The sequence below is a fragment of the Clostridium beijerinckii genome, from assembly GCF_008705175.1.
In the GTDB taxonomy this organism is placed as follows: domain Bacteria; phylum Bacillota; class Clostridia; order Clostridiales; family Clostridiaceae; genus Clostridium; species Clostridium beijerinckii.
On sequence record NZ_CP043998.1, the window covers coordinates 853,608 to 873,919 of the forward strand.

15 protein-coding genes are annotated in these 20,312 nt (G+C 28.7%); 12 read left to right on the top strand and 3 right to left on the bottom strand.

Annotation, left to right across the window (positions count from 1 at the left end):
• Window positions 1-111 precede the first annotated feature (111 nt).
• The 5 genes from F3K33_RS04005 (at window position 112) to F3K33_RS04025 (ending at window position 6,265) form a co-directional block, all read left to right on the top strand.
• Window positions 112-975 (top strand): carbohydrate ABC transporter permease, encoded by an 864-nt coding sequence (locus tag F3K33_RS04005; protein ID WP_023976565.1) that lies wholly within the window; start codon window positions 112-114, stop codon window positions 973-975.
• A complete protein-coding gene (locus tag F3K33_RS04010) occupies window positions 972-1,796 on the top strand; it encodes a carbohydrate ABC transporter permease (protein WP_023976566.1) in 825 nt (274 codons plus the stop codon). The genes F3K33_RS04005 and F3K33_RS04010 overlap by 4 nt, the downstream gene beginning before the upstream one ends.
• Window positions 1,797-1,849: 53 nt before the next feature.
• Window positions 1,850-3,490 (top strand): glycoside hydrolase family 13 protein, encoded by a 1,641-nt coding sequence (locus F3K33_RS04015; protein WP_039772564.1) that lies wholly within the window; start codon window positions 1,850-1,852, stop codon window positions 3,488-3,490.
• Between the two features lie 300 nt (window positions 3,491-3,790).
• The gene (locus F3K33_RS04020; RefSeq protein WP_039772566.1) at window positions 3,791-5,131 is read left to right on the top strand and encodes a hypothetical protein; all 1,341 of its coding nucleotides are present in this window, start codon (window positions 3,791-3,793) and stop codon (window positions 5,129-5,131) included.
• A 99-nt stretch (window positions 5,132-5,230) separates the two neighbouring features.
• Window positions 5,231-6,265 carry a U32 family peptidase gene (locus tag F3K33_RS04025; RefSeq protein WP_039772568.1) on the top strand — a complete coding sequence of 345 codons (1,035 nt, stop codon included), beginning with the start codon at window positions 5,231-5,233 and terminating at the stop codon, window positions 6,263-6,265.
• 239 nt (window positions 6,266-6,504) lie between these two features.
• On the opposite strand, the gene F3K33_RS04030 is transcribed toward F3K33_RS04025, so the two are convergent.
• Window positions 6,505-7,722, bottom strand: a complete 1,218-nt coding sequence (locus F3K33_RS04030; protein ID WP_017209470.1) for an MFS transporter — start codon at window positions 7,720-7,722, stop codon at window positions 6,505-6,507.
• A 124-nt stretch (window positions 7,723-7,846) separates the two neighbouring features.
• Window positions 7,847-8,482: a flavodoxin family protein gene (locus F3K33_RS04035; protein WP_011968084.1), complete on the bottom strand. Its 636-nt coding sequence runs from the start codon at window positions 8,480-8,482 to the stop codon at window positions 7,847-7,849.
• A gap of 387 nt (window positions 8,483-8,869) precedes the next feature.
• On the opposite strand from F3K33_RS04035, the gene F3K33_RS04040 reads away from it, so the two are divergent.
• From F3K33_RS04040 to F3K33_RS04065, 6 genes are all read left to right on the top strand, one after another.
• The gene (locus tag F3K33_RS04040) at window positions 8,870-9,448 is read left to right on the top strand and encodes a TetR/AcrR family transcriptional regulator (protein WP_011968085.1); all 579 of its coding nucleotides are present in this window, start codon (window positions 8,870-8,872) and stop codon (window positions 9,446-9,448) included.
• 511 nt (window positions 9,449-9,959) lie between these two features.
• On the top strand, window positions 9,960-10,469 hold the full coding sequence (locus F3K33_RS04045; protein ID WP_039772571.1) for a QueT transporter family protein: 510 nt from the start codon (window positions 9,960-9,962) through the stop codon (window positions 10,467-10,469).
• Window positions 10,470-10,834: 365 nt separating this feature from the next.
• Window positions 10,835-12,049, top strand: a complete 1,215-nt coding sequence (locus F3K33_RS04050) for a hypothetical protein (RefSeq protein ID WP_039772573.1) — start codon at window positions 10,835-10,837, stop codon at window positions 12,047-12,049.
• Between the two features lie 290 nt (window positions 12,050-12,339).
• Window positions 12,340-13,473: a flagellin lysine-N-methylase gene (gene fliB / locus F3K33_RS04055; protein WP_039772575.1), complete on the top strand. Its 1,134-nt coding sequence runs from the start codon at window positions 12,340-12,342 to the stop codon at window positions 13,471-13,473.
• A gap of 327 nt (window positions 13,474-13,800) precedes the next feature.
• On the top strand, window positions 13,801-16,236 hold the full coding sequence (locus tag F3K33_RS04060) for a histidine kinase N-terminal 7TM domain-containing diguanylate cyclase (protein WP_039772578.1): 2,436 nt from the start codon (window positions 13,801-13,803) through the stop codon (window positions 16,234-16,236).
• A gap of 222 nt (window positions 16,237-16,458) precedes the next feature.
• Window positions 16,459-18,153, top strand: a complete 1,695-nt coding sequence (locus F3K33_RS04065; RefSeq protein ID WP_039772580.1) for a WD40/YVTN/BNR-like repeat-containing protein — start codon at window positions 16,459-16,461, stop codon at window positions 18,151-18,153.
• Window positions 18,154-18,398: 245 nt separating this feature from the next.
• Here the strand turns inward: F3K33_RS04065 and deoC are convergent, their stop codons facing one another.
• The gene (deoC, locus tag F3K33_RS04070; protein ID WP_011968092.1) at window positions 18,399-19,103 is read right to left on the bottom strand and encodes a deoxyribose-phosphate aldolase; all 705 of its coding nucleotides are present in this window, start codon (window positions 19,101-19,103) and stop codon (window positions 18,399-18,401) included.
• 250 nt (window positions 19,104-19,353) lie between these two features.
• Here deoC and F3K33_RS04075 point away from each other — a divergent pair, with 250 nt between their 5' ends.
• Complete coding sequence (locus tag F3K33_RS04075; protein ID WP_236886722.1) at window positions 19,354-20,247, top strand: MurR/RpiR family transcriptional regulator; 894 nt, start codon at window positions 19,354-19,356, stop codon at window positions 20,245-20,247.
• Window positions 20,248-20,312: the final 65 nt, after the last annotated feature.

Genomic DNA, 20,312 nt, shown 5'->3' on the forward strand with positions numbered 1-20,312 from the left:
TAAACATGAAAAATAATATTTTTAGGAAGATAGACTAATTTTAGGACAACCTATGTTATATGTTAATAATATTTATTTGTCAAATGAAAAAATAATAGGGGGCTGAAGGTTTTGAAAAAGAAAAAAGCTTTTTATATTATGACTATACCAGCAGTTTTGTTATTCTTTATATTTCATACGTTATCTCTTTTAGAAGGTGTATTTTATAGTTTTACCAATTCAAAAGGATATGGTGATTGGAGTTTTGTTGGATTAAAAAACTATATTGCAGTATTTCAAGATAGTAATGTTATGCATGCGTACATTTTTACTTTCAAATTTGCAATTATAACTACAATTATAGTAAACATATTAAGTCTTTTAATTGCTGTAGGTTTAAACTCAAAAATCAAATTTCAAAATACTTTAAAGTCAATATATTTTATTCCTAATATATTAGGAACTTTAATAGTAGCATTTATATTCAATTTTGTATTTGCTCATGTTATACCAAACATTGGAGAGACTATGAACATTTCTATGCTCAGTAAAAACATCTTAGGTGATGAAAAGCTTGCATGGCTTGGAATAGTGTTCGTAGCAGCATGGCAATCCATAGCCTTTAATACAATCATATATTTATCTGGACTTCAGACAATTGATACTGATGTTTACGAAGCCTGTGATATTGATGGTGCTGGTTCATGGCAAAGATTCAAAAGCATAACATTTCCATTAATAGCACCATTTTTCACAATTAACATGGTTTTATGTATGAAAGGATTTTTAATGGTATTTGATCAGGTTGTAGCTATGACAGGAGGAGGACCTGGAACTGTTACTCAGTCTATATCTTATGTAATTTATAACGGAGGATTTAACCAAGGAAGTTTTGCATATCAATCCGCAAATGCTGTTGTTTACTTCATCGTAATTGTAGCAATATCATTATTTCAGCTTAGAGTGCTTGAAAAGAGGGAGGAAAAAGTACTATGAGGAGAAACAAAACCAATTGGATAGTAACTACGCTTATGATAGCAGGAGCTTTGGTGGCTATAATATTTCCATTGTATCTAACAATATTAATAGCTGTAAAATCTCCACAAGATATGGTACCAAGTGCTTTATCGTTTCCAAAGTCATTGCGTTTTGAAAATTTTACTGAAGCCATTGAAATGACAAATTTCTTTGATGCTCTAAAAAACAGTTTAACAATAACAATTTCAGTATTAATTCTTACAATACTTTCAAATTCTTTGGTTTCATATGCCATAGCCAGAAATAGAAAGAAAAAGTTTTTTAATGCATTATACTATTACTTTTTGAGTGCTATGTTTGTACCATTTCCAATAATTATGCTGCCTCTTGTAAAACAAGTAAACATGCTAAACATGGATAATATAATTGGAATAATATGTTTATATGTTGTCTTTGGATTACCTTTTAATATATTTTTATATTCAGGTTATATTAAATCAATTCCAGTTTCACTTGAAGAAGCAGCAACAATAGATGGTGCTTCTACATTTCAAGTATTTTGGAGAATAATTTTCCCTTTACTAAAACCGATTAATGCTACGGTTGCAATTACTACTTGTTTGTGGACATGGAATGATTTCATGTTGCCACTTATCATCTTAGGTAAGCCAGAGATGGCTACATTGCCTTTAGTTCAATACGTATTCCAGTCTCAATTTACTACAAATTATAATCTGGCTTTTGCGTCATACTTGTTAGCATTATTACCAATGTTTATAGTATACATCTTTGCGCAAAAGTGGATAAGAAATGGTATTGTTACTGGAGCTGTTAAATAATAAAAATGCATTTAAACGAAATAAAATAAGTAATATTAAAAGGAGAATAAGTTATGGATAAAAAATGGTGGAAAGAAAGTGTAGTTTATCAGGTATATCCTAGGAGTTTTAATGATTCTAATGGAGATGGAATTGGAGATTTAAGAGGAATTATAGAGAAGTTAGATTACTTGAAAGAATTGGGGATAGACGTAATATGGTTATCTCCAGTATATAAATCACCAAACGATGATAATGGATATGATATAAGCGATTATGAAGATATAATGGATGAATTCGGAACAATGGAAGATATGGATAATCTTATTAAGGAAGGAAATAAAAGAGGAATAAAAATTCTTATGGATTTAGTTGTAAACCATACTTCCGACGAACATAAATGGTTCATTGAAGCTAAGAAATCAAAAGATAATCCTTATAGAGATTATTATATATGGAGAGATCCAGTAAATGGAGAAGAACCAAATGATTTAAGATCAACATTTAGCGGTAGTGCATGGCAATATGATGAAACTACAGGGCAGTATTACTTACATTTATTTAGTAAAAAACAGCCAGATTTAAACTGGGAAAATGAAGAGGTCCGCAATAGAATTTATAAAATGATGAACTTCTGGATTGATAAAGGTATTGGCGGATTTAGAATGGATGTAATTGAACTTATAGGAAAGATTCCAGATAAAAAAGTTACGCATAATGGTCCAAAACTCCATGAATATATTAGAGAAATGAATAAGAAAACATTCGGCGGCAAAGATTTACTAACAGTTGGAGAGACTTGGGGATGTACTACAGAAATAGCTAAGAAATATTCAAATCCAGATGATAGTGAACTTAGCATGATATTTCAATTCGAGCACATTTTATTAGATCAACAACCAGGTAAGGAAAAATGGGATTTAAAGCCGTTAGAATTATTAGATTTAAAGAAGGCGTTATCTAGATGGCAAGTAGAGCTAGAAGGCACAGGCTGGAATAGTTTATTCTGGAATAATCATGACGTACCAAGAATAGTTTCAAGGTGGGGGAATGATAAAGAATATAGGGTAGAAAGTGCGAAAATGCTTGCTACATTATTACATGGAATGAAGGGGACTCCATATATATATCAAGGTGAAGAGCTTGGTATGACAAATGTAAGATTTGAAGAGTTAGAGGATTATAAGGATATAGAAACTCTGAACATGTATAATGAAAGAAAAAAACAAGGTTATACTCATGAGGATATAATGCTATCTATATATACAAAAGGCAGAGATAATGCCCGTACTCCAATGCAATGGGATGATAGTCAAAATGCAGGGTTCACAAGTGGACAGCCTTGGCTAAAAGTAAATCCTAATTACAAGGAAATAAACGTTAAATCACAATTAAAAGACGAAAACTCTATATTTAATTACTATAAGAAATTAATAAAAATAAGAAAAACAAATCCAGTAGTAGTTCATGGAAAATATGAATTGATCTTAGAAGAAAACAAAGAAATTTTTGCATATACAAGAACTTTAGAAAATGAAATGTTATTAGTTATATGTAACTTTACAGGAAATGAGACAGAGTTTGTACTTGAAAGAAAATTTGAATTTAAATCTAAAGAACTTTTAATTTCAAATTATAATGTTAATGAAAATGATCCGATTGATAGCATAGAACTTAAGCCATATGAAGCTAGAATTTATAAGTTTATATTATAGAAATACTTTTATATAGTTGATATAGTACTATTTTTCTTTAGCTTATCTGGAACAATATTATACTTATGCAATAGAAAGCCCATTGATTTCAGTGGGCTTTCGTGTTGCTCAAAGTTCTGTCAGATGCAAAAGAGATGGGAGAATGGCATTGCTGCTAGTACAAGTCAAGTATAAGTTATAATGTAGAAACTTAATTGCAAAATATATATAGTTAAATTGATGAATTAAGTGGGATCAGATAAAATAAGGTATATGAAGTATTTTTGAAGATATATATGAAAAAGTTTAGGAGGTATAATTTTGGAAAAAGAAGAAGTTGAATTATTGCCAGCAGGACTCATAACATGTTTATTAGATGACAAAGAAGTACATATAATAAAAATATCTCCTGAAAAATTGACAGTGCGTGTGGCTGACGAAATAGAAAAGATAAGCAGTATAAAAGTTGCATTTCATAAGTTCGATGAAAACAGATATGAAGAGGTAATAATACAAGATTATAATATAGTGGAAAAAAGAAAAGAAGATTTTAGTTTAACATATATTTTCAACATTGAATCACAAGAATATTCACATAATGTAAGAAGTGCTTTTAAAAAGTATTCAAAGTATATTATGTTAAAAGCTTTTGGTGATGGCAATGAATTTTCAAAGGAAATGGTTAATTATCCGGCAAAGCTAGATGAGGATTTCCATAATGATTATTTAGAACAGAAAGAAGAGTGGCTGTTAGGCGTAAATTATGGGGATTGGGATGACAATATCGTCGATTCATTGGAGATAGCTGTTTCTTTAGATAATGATATATTATATAAAAAGTTTATGGATAATGATATCCAAACATTTAAGATAGATTACTTAAATGAAAATTTTATAGGGGGGCATGAGTTATTTAAGAAAGATATTAACAGGATTTATATTGGAAATGAATTTTGTCATAACTTATTTCCAGAAATAAAATTGTTAAAAGGCATGATGAAGAAAGCCAAAGAAGACAGCCTCGAGATAACATTATGTTTTACATATATGAGAGAGTGTTATATAGAAAAAACAAAAGATATAATAGAGGCAGCATATAATTGGTGTAATGAAAATAATACTAAGATAGAAATTGTTGTAAATGATTTTGGAATGCTAAAATTGCTTAAAGATAAGATAGATATTTTCAAGCTGTCACTAGGCGTTTTATTGAATAAGAGAAAAAAGGATCCAAGATATATTTACAAGAAAGGGTACTTAGAAAATAAAGAGCTTATAGCAACAAACAGTCTTAATAGTTCAATTTTTACAAAGTTTTTGAAAGAATGTAAAATAGAACGATATGAATATGAAAATTGTGGTTATAAAATTTCTATTGCAGATGGGCACCATAGTATGCATATTCCTTTCTATCAAACAAATACATCTCAATATTGTCCACTATATGCAATGTGTACAACCATGGATAGAGGAAATCAGAAACTTGTTACTGACTGCCCAAAGTATTGTAGCGATTATGTATTTTCTTATCCAAAGCATTTAAAAATGGTTGGAAGATATAATTCGCTATTCACATTTGATGATACTTTGCTTAAAAATCCAAAAGAATTAGAGTATTACATAAATAGCGGAATCGATAGAATTGTTTTAAATTTTCTATAGATATTGAAATATGAGCTTATACTTATGTAGAGTTTAACGATGATATGTAACTATTTCACAAACGCACATATAGGTTTATCTATAAAGGAGGAAAACATAATGAAGATAGTAGCAGGAATGGGATGTATTGATGATTATATAAAATTAGTAAAGGCTGGAGCAGATGAAGTGTTTTGTGGATATGTTTCTTATGAATGGAATAAAAAATATGGTAGTTTATTTCCTTTAAATAGGAGAGAAGTACTTTATTATAACATTCAAATAAGTTCACTTGAGGACATGAAAATACTAAAGAAAATGGTTGATTTTTATAAAGTACCAGTAAATATAACTTTTAATTATTTATACTATCTTGAAGAACAATATGAAATGATAGCTAACATAATAAAAGATTTGATAAATATTGGCTTTAATGATTTTATTGTAGCAGATATTGCGCTTATATTATATTTAAAGGAAAGGAATATAAAGTGCTCAATACATTTAAGTGGAGAATGCGCTGAACTAAACCGGCTTTCTATCGAATTTTTCAATAAACTAAATATATCACGATACATATTTCATAGGAAAAATACAATTGAAGATATGAAATCATGTATAAGAAGCAACGAAGTAAAAAATCTTGAATATGAAGCATTTATTTTAAATGAAAGATGCCATTATACTGGTGCTTTTTGCAGCTCCCTGCATTGTGATGAAATGATACATTTGTGTAAAGTTCCATATGAACTATTAAGAATAGATAAAAATGAGATTAGTTTTTGCGAAGTTGATAAGAGAATTGAGTCTTATTACAAAGCCATAGATGACAAGGATAAGGAAGAATTCGATATAGAAAATCAATTTGATCCAGAAAATGAATATGGAAGTGAAAGCGAAGAGGGAATGGAAGGTTCATATTTCATTGGAGAAACTGGATGTGGATTATGCTCGTTAAAAAAGTTAAAGAAAGCTGGCATTACTCATTTAAAGGTAGTCGGAAGAGGAAATTCTATTGAGAATATGGAAAAAGATATAAAAAGCCTAAAAAAGGCCATAGCTATATTAGATAATACTGAAATAAGTGAAACTTATGAAGAATATATAAAAAATAAGTTACTTGATGGCAAATGCAGCGGACAATGTTATTATTAAAAAGTAGGACTCACCATATAAAGGTAAGTCCTTTTATAAGTTATCACATAATATTAATATATATATTTGATAAATAATTCTTCATCATAATTCTAAAAGTATTGCAAGAATTTTATCTGTAATTGTGAATTGATAAATATGCATTGTGAATTGCAACATATATATTAATGCAGGATTATTTCTCAGGTGAATAAAAGGAAAATTCTAATAAATAAAATTTAAATATGCAAAATAGAACTTTATGCTTTTTTGCTAATATTGTGTATAATAAGCGCAAGGATTTGAGTTATTATACCAAAAGTACATACCCCATACCATCCAAAGTGAGAATAGCTATAGGAACCCAAAAACGATCCAAACGCCCCACCAAGAAAAAAGCTAACCATATAAATAGTATTAAGTCTATTACGTGTTTCTTCATTTAAAGAATGTACTCTTGCCTGATTAGATACATTACAAGATTGTACTCCTAAATCTAGAAGAATTACTCCTAAAACTAATCCCCAAATTTTGAATCCGAATAGGAAAAATAATAAATAGGAAACTATAACCACGACTATACATATGCCTATAGCAAATCTTGAACCTCTTTTATCAGCTACTTTTCCAACCAGTGGAGCAGCAAGAGCACCGCTAACACCTACTAACCCAAGTAAGCCAGCTGCTTCAGCTCCCATATTGTAATGAGAACTTTCAAGTAAAAATATAAGGGATGTCCAAAAGGCACTGAAAGCTGAAAACATTAATGCACCATTAAGAGAGGATTCTCTTAAGATCGGTTCTGTTTTTATTAAGTGTATCATCGATTTTAATAATTCAGAATATTTAATGTCGGAAATAGGGTTGCATAATGGTATTAATTTTCTAAGAATAAGCATGAGAGCAAACATCATAATTGCTGCAATAAGATAAACTATTCTCCAGCCAAGGTAGCTTCCTAATATGCCACTAACTGTACGAGAAAGTAATATTCCAATTAATAAACCGCTCATTATTGTGCCAATAGTTTGTCCTCTTTGTTGCGGATTTGAGAGCTGTGCTGCCAAAGGAATAATAAGTTGAGGGATTATAGAAGTAAACCCAACGGCAAAAGAAGAGATCGTAAGAATATATATATTTGAAGAGAAAAACATACTCATAAGTGAAATTACTGAGAATAAAAGCATTATTACTATTAAGTTTCTCTTTTCTTTTATATCTCCTAAAGGCAATATAAATATCATTCCGATTGCATAACCTATTTGTGTGAGCATAGCTGCAAAACCTATACTTAATTGGTCAACATGAAAAGTTTTTGCTATGTCTCCTAAAAGCGGTTGAATGTAATATAGATTTGCTACTGTAAGTCCACAAGCTATTGACATAACTAAGATTAGTAATTTAGTTAATATAGGTCTAGTATTGGTATTATCTATTGATGAATTTGTTTTTAATACAGCATTAGTTGATTGATACATTTATAAATCACTTCCTTAAAATTATATAATACATATAATTGAGCAAAGGTCTAATTTACAAGTAATAAAAATTTCTTATAAATATCAATGCTACAATTATATGAAGGTTAGATTCGATAAAAGTTTATCGAATAAAATTAGTAAAAATCTTTTCTTCTCTTTCAGGAGTTTTTATAACTCCTTGACCATTTTCGATAAGCTTCATAAGCCAGGCCATGTTCTTGCCTAGGATTCTCATAATTTGTTGTCCTTCTTCATCTTGCATTACTTCACCTGGGGCTCTTCCGTTAATTACATTCCAATAGTTTGAAGTAGGAATAATCATTTCAGAATGATTAATATAATTGTTCAATTGATCGAAGGTTGGAATTCCACCTGCACGTCTTACTGCGACTACTGCAATGCCTACTTTAAGTCTTAACATACTATCAGTAGCTTCGGCTACACGAAAAGCCCTATCTAAAAATGATTTCATTGTTCCGGCAATTGCTGAATAGTGTACTGGTGACCCTAAGATTATGCCATCAGCATCTTTCATTTTTTCAATCCACTCGTTAACTGGATCGGTAGCAATGGCACATTTACCATTTTTATTTTTTGTGCAATATCCGCAAGCAATGCAACCTCTTATAGACTTGTTCCCCACATGAATTATTTCTGTTTCTATTCCTTCCTTTTCTAGTTCATCAGTAACTAATTTTATTCCATGATAAGTATTACCTTCTTTATTTGGACTTCCGTTAAATGCTACAACTTTCATTTATTTTTCCTCCTCATAATACATATAATTTGATGAAATTTATAAGATCTATTACTTATTTGTTTTTAATTGAATATTAATAAATATTATTCCCGCCATATATCTTAAAAATTCTTAATAAAATAATAAGGCACTTGATAAAACTGAACGTTTAGTTTATGAATATATATTATACTAAACGTTCAGTATTGTAAATAGTTTTTTGAAGAAATAAAAAAATTATTTTTAAGTCTATTAAAAAGGCATAAGAGGTATAATATCACTAACAATTAAGTCAAATGTTTAAAAGAGATAAATTAGAATTGATAAGTATAATATATATAGTATAATAGACGTATAGTTTACTAAGTATAGGCTATAAGTTAATTACAATGGAGGTAACTACATATGGAGAAAAAGTTAGGACGCCCTCGTAGCGAGAAAACTAAAAATGCAATTCTTTCCGCTGCCTATGATTTATTGCTTGAAAGTGGTTTTGGATCTGTTACAATTGAAAAGATTGCTGAGAAAGCTGGAGTTAGTAAAGCTACTATTTATAAATGGTGGTCCAATAAGGCAGCTGTTGTTATGGATGCTTTTTTTGACGCAGCTGTTGTGAGACTCCCAGTTCCGGATACAGGATCAACTATGGATGATATAATAATTCAAGTAAATAACTTAGCAAATTTTCTAACTAGTCGCGAGGGGAAGGTAATTAATGAGATAATAGCAGAAGGACAATCTGATCAAAAATTAGCTGAAACATACCGAACAGTATATTTTAAGCCTCGTAGACTTGATTCAAGATATATTCTAGAACGTGGTATTTCGAGGGGAGAACTAAAAGAGGATTTAGATATAGAATTAGTTATGGATTTAGTTTTTGGTCCATTATTTTATAGATTATTAATAACAGGTGATATAGTAGATGAGAATTTTATAAGGAATATGGTCACTTGCGCTTTTAATGGCATAACTAAAAGTTAATATTGACGTTAATTTAATTAAGAAAATTCTAATGATGAAGAAATTATTGATACTTTAGTCGGACATATTATGTTTCTTATTAAAATCATAGAAATATAAAATATAGATTTTGTTGAAAGTTCATATTAATTTACTTAGAATAAATCTAATAAATTAATATAGAATATATAGTGGAAAGCTAATGCATAGCTTGTGGTGAGTTCATCTATTTGATATAATCATAAGAGTAAAAAATAACATATAGTCAGTTCGAAAGCCTCCTGACTTAAAATAAAACTACGGTTAAATAATTGATAATAATAAAGATTAAATTAATTTGTGTTAATGGAATCTTTTATTTTTGTTGAGTATATTTATCGTAGGATTTTTCCTGCGATTTTTTTATTTTCTAGGAATCTATATTGAAGCAAAATTTGTGGAGATTTTGTTCTTTGAGAGTACGGAAATTATGGGGAAGGTTGATTAAGCAGGTTACCTTTAAAAATATCATTAGTAAAATGGAGGAGTTTATATGAATAATAATAATACGGTGAAAAGGCTAGTTAAAACAGCTATCATAGCCGCACTTTACGCAGTTATAACACTTGTTCTGGCACCAATAAGCTATGGTCCTATACAATTTAGAGTCTCAGAGATAATGGTACTATTAGCATTTTTTGATCCGTTTTATATTGTAGGTCTTACTCTTGGATGTTTTATTGCAAATATTCTTGGACCTAATGGTTTAGCAGATATAATATTTGGTACTGTAGCAACATTTATTAGTGTTTATGCTGTCTCAATTACGAAAAAGTTTGTAAAGAATAAGAAAACATCATTAATAATAGCATCGCTTTGGCCTACTATTTTTAATGGAGTAATAATTGGATGGATGCTTAACTATATTTATCAATTTCCACTTGTACTATCAATTGGGGAAGTTGCAATTGGCGAGTTTGTTGTTGTTACAATAGTTGGTGTACCAATTGTTAGGCTTTTACAAAATAAATATCGCAGTTTTCCTTTATTTTGTAAGAATTAAGAATTAATACTTTTTGCAAAATAGTATATATCAAAAGATATTGCAGTAGAGTTTTTATTGCAATATCTTTTTTTACAAACAGTAATTTTGAAAACGAACTACTAAAACAAATAGCATAGATATTAGAGAAGATAAATAAAAGTAAAAGCACTTTATTAATAATAACAAAAAGTCAATAATAAACATAAATATAGCATATGTAGAATATTTATGAATAGTAATTTAAATGGATTTATAGATTAATCTGTACTGCTATATATGAATTATTGGAGAAATTATAATTAATTTTCAAGTTTGACATGAATATCCCCCTACTCTATAATTTAATTACACAATTTTAAAAAAACAAGGAAGCGAAAATTACTATGATAAGTGTTATCGAAACTGCAATTATAACTATAATAATATCATTTATATCTGGATTACTGTTAGAGTATTATAAAAATCTGGCTCCTAAAATATTATGCAATATAGGAGAAGGTGTACCACTAGAATTAAACAACAAAAAAATATGTGCATATGTTCTTACGGTAAGAAACATATCAAATAAAACAATTCATAAGTTAACCTTAAATATACAAGGGTTACAAAATGATTTGAAAATTGGAGATGCTCAAATAACGAAAGGTTTGAAATTTGATTCTTCAATAGAAGATAACATTTTAGATGTATATATACCTTTCTTAAGTAAAGATGATGAATTTTCAGCTACATTGTATGTGGAAAGTAAGTATGGAGAATATAAAAAGCCTGTTGTAACAATTAGATCACCTGAAAATTTTAAAGAGATACAATCAATTGAGCAAGGAGGAATAATATCCTCATTACTTAACATGCCTAAAAATATAAAGAATTTACTTTGTAATATAACGAAGGATGATAAAGCTTCAACTTCTAATAGAGGGCGCAGATCTACAGTAAATAAAGGACAAACTGCTAAGAAAATAGGTGGTAAAGAAAATAGTACGAGATTTGGTAGAGATAAAAACTCATATAACAATAGAAAGGCGCTAATAGCCATTATATCACTCATTTTGATTATAAGCATTGGAGCATTAGGAGCATTATATTTTCAAGAGATGTCCACTAATGCAAAAACTTCAGATGAAAAAACTGAAGTTCAGAAGCAATCAACGAGTGAATCGCAGTCAGAAGGTGAACAGACTAAGAATGCGAATGAAAAAATACCGACAAATGGAAAAAGTAAAAATTCTCCAGTAAAAGTTTCAGGTAATGAAGCAAATAAAGATTCAGGCGCAAAAACATCACAAAATGGAGATACTGGAACACCAGATGCAAAGACACAAGCAGGTGGAGCATCGGGAAATTCAGATATAAAAACATCAACAGATGCAAATAGCCCAAATAATATAGATACAAAAGCATCAACAAGTGGTGGAACAAATGGAAGCACAAACTTAAAGTCGCCATCAGGAACATCAAGTGAAAATACGGATGCAAAGGCATCAACAAGTGGAACAAATGGGAATATAGATCAGAAAACTTCTACAGATGGAACTACTAAAAATATGGATACAAAGTCATCGACAGGTGGGACAACTGCAAATTCAGGAAATTAATGTGAAATGTACTTTATCAGCAGTTAATAGAACAATAATTATTAAAAAATTAACCTCTTCACTATTATACATGAGGATATAATAGTGAAGGGGATTTTTTATATTATATTTTTAGAGTTTTATTTCATGGTAAAGTAAGAGCATCTTATTTATAAAAGCGTTATATTTAAAGGAAATAGTTTAAAGTGAGAAATAAATATGAATATTTTATATAAACAGTATACTAAGGATAAGGAATTAAACTATAATGGTTAATGTTAAGTTAATATTATAAAAAACTGGAGATATATATGAATAAAATAGATACCTTAAAAATTTCAAACTATGATAAGTTTAAGTGCACAGCTGATAAGTGTAAATTCACATGTTGTGAAGGATGGGATATTAGTGTAGATGACAATACATATGATAATTGGAAAAATGACAAATCTAATAATATTTTAAATAATGTAAAAATAAAAAGATATGAAGGTAAAGATGAGTATTTTATAAATAAGAAAACAAATGAAGCATGTCCGCTTTTAGACAGCCATGGATTATGCAATATAGTAAAAGATCATGGGGAAAATTATTTATCGTTAACATGCCAAATTTTTCCTAGAATAGAGAATATTTTTGAGGATAGAAGAGAGCTTTCATTATCATGTTCCTGTCCAGAAGTATTAGAGGTTATAGGTAGTGAGACTGGCAAAATAAATATGACTTCAGAAAGTCATAATAATTTAGAAAGTAATGCGTTAGAAATTAAAGTTAGAGAAACCATCATAAACATACTGCAGCAAGAAAATTTCTTGCTAGAAAATAAGCTTATTATTAGCTTTCAAATGTTATCGACTATTTTAGAAAATGAGAATTTTGGAGAACATGCCTTATTAAAAGAATTAGAAAAGTATAAGAATAGTAATTATGTAAAAGAGCTTATTGACATGTATAAGGGAATAAAGATAAACACAAATGACTCAGTTGAGGAAGTCAATAATCTATTTTTAGATATCATAGAGAATTACAAGGAAGTTTCTATTTTTAATATTCTTTTAAAAGATATTGCTAATTTCGCGGAAAATGCTAAAATTAAAAAACTTTCATCTAAATGGAATGATTATAAAAGTTTATTTGAACAATATAGCAGCTTTATTGAAAATTGCATTATATCTAAAATTTTTAGCAATTGTATCAGTGATGATATAGAAGAGATGATTATTTCATTTCAAATGATTATATTAGAGTATTTATTGTTAAGGTATTCCTTATTCTTAAAATATTGCATGGAAAATAAAATAGATGAGGAAGACATAAAGAATTACACTGTAGCTTTTTCAAGAATAATAGGTAATAATACTGATGCTATGATAGAATTCATTAGGGATGGTTTTGGAGATGATATTTTAGAGATTGGATATTTGTGTTTTATAACTTTAGTTTAATATTACAAGAAACATAAAAATAAGTATTTCTTATGCTGATATCATTTTTATTTATATATCATATTAGATTTATATTTAATGTGTTTTATAATTAAACTTATAATCACAAAAGTATAAATTAATATAAGATTAAAAGTCGTTACTGAATCTATGAAATTCTGAGAATGGATTATTTTTGGATACATAATAATCCAGTGTAAATTTGGTAACACGTTTATAATGACATATATGCCATAATTTTAGAATTAGGTGGCATTATGTTTTATTTTAAATATAAAATTGTAGAATATTACAAGATATATTTAGTATAATGGAGTGTATGAGGTGATGTTTTTGAAGCTAAACATTTTTTTTTGCTTGATACTATTATTATCTGCGCTAACATTAATGTATATAGGATATTCTTCATGGAAAAGAGATAAATCATATGTTTCAATGTCTTTGATTCCTGTATCAATTTATGCATTAGGATATGGATTTGAAATATTATGTACAAGCATCGAAGGAGTAGAATTCTGGATAAAAATAGAATACTTAGGTATTCCATTTATAGCTGTGTTTTGGTTAATGCTTGCACTTAACTTTACAGGATATAAAGATAAATTTAAAAAGAATACTTTAGCATTACTATATATAATACCTTCAATTACATTTATTCTGAATTGTACGAATGATTTTCATCATCTATTCTATAAAGAACTATATATGAATGATACTGGAGTTTTTCCAATAGCAAAGATAATAGAAGGGCCTTGGTATTGGATACATATTGCTTATACATACATTCTAATGATTGCAGGGTTAGTGTTTTTGGTAGCAGCATATTTAAAATCAGCTGCAATTATTAGAAAACAAATTTTACTTATAATAGTTGCATGGGTAATTCCATGGGGGGCGAATATCATTTATATATTGAAGCTGTTACCATTTACTCTTGATTTATCTCCATTTACGCTTTCTTTTTCGGGAATAATTTATAGTTTTGCTATATTAAAATTCAAATTTTTGGAGCTTACCCCAATAGCGTTAAACAAGGTATTTTCCAGTATGCTAGAAGGTGTTATAATATTGGATTCCGAAAATAATATAGTAAATTTTAATGATTCAGCAAAAAATATTATTTTAGAGTTAAGAGACATAGGTAAAGGAGAGCATAAGATTGATGAAGTATGTAGGAAATATAAAACATTATTAAATGTTATAAAGAATGGTTCCAGCAATGAAAGCTTGATGAGTATAAGTTATGAAGAAAAGCTAAAATATTATAAGATAAATATTAATAATATATCTGAGAATAATGGTAAGATAGTTGGTAAAATACTAATTTTAACAGATATTACTGAGATTGAAGTGCAAAGAAAAAAAGTATATGATAATGCGAAATTTCTTCAAACACTTATTGATGCTATTCCTAATCCTATATATTCTAAGGATGAATTTGGAGTATATAATCATTGCAATGCAGCATTTACAGAATTTTTAGGAATGAGTAAAGAAGAATTTTTGGGAAGTACCGTTTATAATATTTTCGAAAAGGAACTAGCTGAAGTTTATAGTAATTCAGATAAGAATATAATGAGTCAAAAGCAATCCCAAGCCTATGAAGAAAGGCTTACACATAAAGATGGCACATATCATGATGTAATCTTTAATAAATCAGTTGTTGTAAATGAAGATGATAATGTTAAAGGATTAGTTGGCGTTATAATAGACACTACTGAACAAAAAAAGAGCAAAGAAAAGATAAGTAAATTATTAAAATTAAAAGAATCAATGCTAAAAATAGGGTACTCGATTAACGAGATATCTAATATTAATAATTTACTGCAATTAATATTGGACGAAGTCATTAATTGTATAGATAGCAGAAGTTGTGGATCGGTGCTGCTTTTAGATAAAGACAAAAGTTTAAAAATAGCTGTGGATAAAGGCTATAACTTAGAGGATATTAAAACATTTGAATTAAAGTACGAAGAGCACTTTGCATGGGCTAATGAGAGAAATAATGTAGATACAACAACTATTTTCAATGATATTCATAAAATAGAAAATATAAAAATGCTAGATACGGCAGAGGGAATGAAAATAAAATCTATTATTAGTTCGCCTATTATTATAGATGGTGAACTATATGGATTTTTGAATATTGATAGTATCTATAATAATTGTTTTAATGAAGGAGATTTGGAATTAATGGAATACATGAGAAATCAAGTTTCGGTTGCAATTACTAATCATAAACTTCATGAGAGAACTTTATATTTATCTAGATATGATAAATTAACTAATGTATGTAACAGAACGTGGTTTGAACAATTAATTCACAGTGAAATTTATAATGAAGATAAGAATATAGAAGAATTTTTCCTTGTAGTTTTTGACTTAAATGATTTAAAACTTGTTAATGATAACTATGGCCACTTGGCTGGGGACGAATTAATTAAGGAATTTTCAAAAGGCTTAAATGCTTTGGCTGGAGAGGGCGATATTATAGGAAGATTTGGTGGAGATGAATTTGTAGGAATCTTTTTGAATTCAGATTTAGTAAGTTTAACTAATAAGCTTGAAGAACTGATTAGAAAGTTTAAAGACTGCCCACTAGTATTTGAAGGAAACAAAATTGTTTGTAGTTATAGCTATGGTATTGCTAACTTCCCAAGAGAAGGAATTGAATTTGATGAATTAATAAAGAGAGCTGATAGACGTATGTATGAGTATAAGCGAAAAGTAAAAAGTAAAAGAGCATTATTAATAGGTGTATAATAAAAATGATCAATGATTTTTAAATGTAAATCATTGGTCATTTTTAATTTTTCTTATGTAGATTAATATGGGAGTGAGTGATAATGACCATAAATCTAAATAATAATTAGATTTTATATGGACCATTTCAGTTGTAAATTAGATATAAAAAGTAGAACAATACAAATAATTGGGAATTTGCTGTATAATTTATATATACTAATAAAAAGCAAGGAGGTTAAAATGAAAAAATACAGGCAGATTATAAGAAGAAGTATATTTTTATCAATGATGTCTAACCCAATATTTGTATTTATATATTGTATTTCGCTTTATGAGTTATATACGCTTTCTAGGTTTGGAAGATTTCATAATAATACTATTATATTGTTTGGATGTATAACATTCATTTCAGTGTGGCTTACATATGTAATAATAAAAAGTGTAAAAAAGCCTATAAGTGTGCCGCAACAGATTATAGAAAAATATAAGTTTAATGAAAGCAATATAAAAGTTTTACAAGAAGACGGGCTAGAGATAGATTTTCAAGATATAAAGTCATTTAGAATAAATAGAAAATATGCTGTTATAACACTTAGAAACAGAGATATATTAGTTTTAAGTATGATAGATAGAACAAATGAAGAAATAATCATAATAAAGAAGAGCTTGAATGAGAGAAAGATTTTTAAATCAAATTATAAAACTATATGGATCTATATAGCTATGATAGTTATAGCTGCTACAACATTATTTTACGGAGCAAAAATATATAATGATACAATAAGCTATAACGGAAAACTTTCGTGGTTTTTAAGTGATTTAAAAAACAAAAAGACAGTAAAGTTTGAACATAACAATATATATGAAAATGGAATAGAAGGTATTTTCGCAGACATTAATAAAGAAATTCATATGCCAGATAAATTGTATGTTTCAAGTAACTTTAATCTTAATTTTAATTCCGATGGAGCAATTACGTCTTTTGATACATATCTTTATGGAAAAGATAATAAGGGTAAGTTAGAAAGTTATTTAATAAGTTATAATAATGACAAATCAGATAAAATAACAATATATTTAAATGGGTATGTAAATGCTGATTATAATGAAGATAAATTGTTAGAGCCATTGCTAGGTACAATGAAAGCTATCCCACTTAAGGATACAGTGAGCAAATGGAATGAAAATAAATATGGGATTATTTATTACGGTAACCGAAGTTTTGGATATAATACTGATGGAATTACTTATATTAATCCAGAAGGTAGCACAAAAGCAGCTTCAAAGGCCTATTCAGAGATAATAGGTTATGCTGTTTCAGTATTCGTACCTGGTAAAGAAAAAATATATACTCCGTATAGATATATTTTAACAGAAGATTTAAATAACATTAAGACACATACACCTTTAAAAGAAGACAAAGATAAAAGTATTTCTCAAAAATCAAATAATCAGGATGAATTTTATATGTCTGATCAAGTTGGTTATAGGCTAGAAGTGACCGGAGCTGCAGCTGGAAGCAGATCGTACTCTTTGAAGAGCACAATTAATGGTGGAAATACATGGACGATTGTAAATGAAGATCCTTTTGCAGGGAAAACAGGAGTGGCAGCTGGAATAAGTTTTTTGAATGATAAACTTGGTTTTTTATGTTTATCTCATAGTGGTGGTAGTAATGGAGAATTATATCGCACCGAGGATGGCGGTGTATCTTATAAAAAAGTAAGTTTTCCAGAGAAAAAAGTAATACTAGATAATGGGGAAAAATATAATCCTTTTGATTTGCCAGATATGCCTTATGAGCAAGACGGAATCCTTAATGTTTTAATAGGTCAAGGATCTGATGGAGATTATAATGGGGGATGTAAGGCTTTGTATGAATCAAAAGATGAAGGGTTAACATGGCAATATGTAAAAGAAGTTGATAATAAGTGATTTTGAGTTTTTAATTCCAGTAAATCAATTAAAATTGCAGAAGAGTGAGCTTGGTAAAAACAAAGGTAAAAATCCCTATAATTAATGACAACTAGAAATCTAGATAATTTAGTTTTAAAATATAAAATAGGAATGTGATGGATCAATATGTATATAAATTATTCATTACATTCCTATTTTATATATATTTCTATGATGAGTTATAGCTTTAGTTTCAATAATAACCGAGCTATTTATTATTTTCATTATGAAAGACCTAAAACAACAGGAGTAGATTTATATCCTATCCCAATTCTATCAATTCCCATATCAATCAATTTTAGAAAGTGCTCTCTTGTCTTTATGGCACCTGAGGCCTTAATTTTACAGCGATCCTTTGCAGTATCCATTATTATTTTTATGGTTTCAGGGGTAGCACCTTTGCTAGCAAATCCTGTTAGAAAATTAGTTGATGTCTTAATAAAATCAACACCAGCTGAAATAGCGACTTCTGTAGATTTTTTTATTTGATCTAATGTTAGAGCATCAGTTTCAAAAATTGCATTTACAAGAATATCATAATCATGACACACATCAACGACAGCTTTTATATCAGCCTCAACTGAGTGCCACAAATTACTTCGTGTCCAGCCACAATTTGCAACTATATCAAGCTCATCAATTCCTTGCTTGCAGCATTCTTCTGCTTGTAAAATTTTTGAGGATGTTGCTGATGTACCAAAAGGAAAATCACATACAACACATATCCCAGTTTGAGTTTCAGCTGTTAACTCTTTAGCAATATTTATTGAGGATGGATAGACACAAACTGTTTTGCATTTATAATCTACACCTTTTTGAATATACTTTCTAATTTGATCTAAAGTAAATTCTGGCTTTAGCACTGATTGATCAATGTAAGATCCTAATTCCTCTATAGTCATTTCGGCAGCTTTTTTTGTTGGTATCATAATTTTCGATAACACCTATTTAGTATTTAATATTCTTATGTAGTAATTATGCAGTATTGAATATTATTTAGGTATTCCTCCTTTTGAATATATTATAATGTAGTTTTACTACAATGTCAATTGATATAATGTAGTAAAACTATTTACAATATAAGAGAATTATCTTAGAATAGTATTAAAGAAATATTGAATTGGTAGTTTTACTACATTAGTGTAATATATATTTAAGGAAAACTGCAAAACAAAGGATGTGGATGAATTGAACCATACTGAGTCTTACGAATATAAAATAAAAAATATGTATAATTTACTGAGATCATCTGAAAAAAAAGTAGCCGATTATGTATTATTAAACGGGCATTCTGTTTCTACAATGACTTTAGCAGAGCTTTCTCGTCAAGTAGGGGTGAGTGAGCCAACAATTATACGTTTTGTGAAAAGTATAGGTTGTAGTGGATATAGTGAATTTAAGATGGCATTAATGAAAGAGTGGGGAAGGGAATCTGTAGATAAACAGTATGATTCCAAATTACTAGTAGAACTTCATATTGATAGAGATGAAAAAATAGAAGATGTGCCAGTAAAAATGATTGGACTTACTATAAAGGCTTTAGAAGATACTTTAAAAATAATTGATATTGATAAATATAAAAAGGCAATAGAAATGATTAGAAGCTCAAATATCATTGATGTTTACGGTGTGGGGAATTCGGGAAGTGTTGCTAGTGATATTAGAAATAAATTTTTACGTATAGGATTAGAGTGCAGAGCATACTCTGATAGCAATATACAGCAAATCTGTGCAAGTCATCTAACAAGTAATGACCTTGCCATTGGTGTATCCCATTCAGGAAGCACAATAGATACTGTAAATGCTTTAAAAATAGCAAAAGAGTCTGGAGCAAGAACTATTGCATTAACAAATTTTAAAGCACCAGCTATTTCTGAATATGCAGACATAACATTTTTTACTGGTGGTGAAGAAACTACATTTTATAGTGAGACAATGGTTTCACGCATATCTCAGTTAGCTATTGTGGATATGCTTTATATGGGAATTTTGCTAGATGATTATGATTTATATACTAAACGCCTTGAAAAAATTAATCTTTTACTTAAAGAAAAGAATTATACAAAGAAATAGAAAATATAAATTTGCATAATTATATCAGCAAAAATAATGCATATAACAAAGAAAAAGCTTCTTTG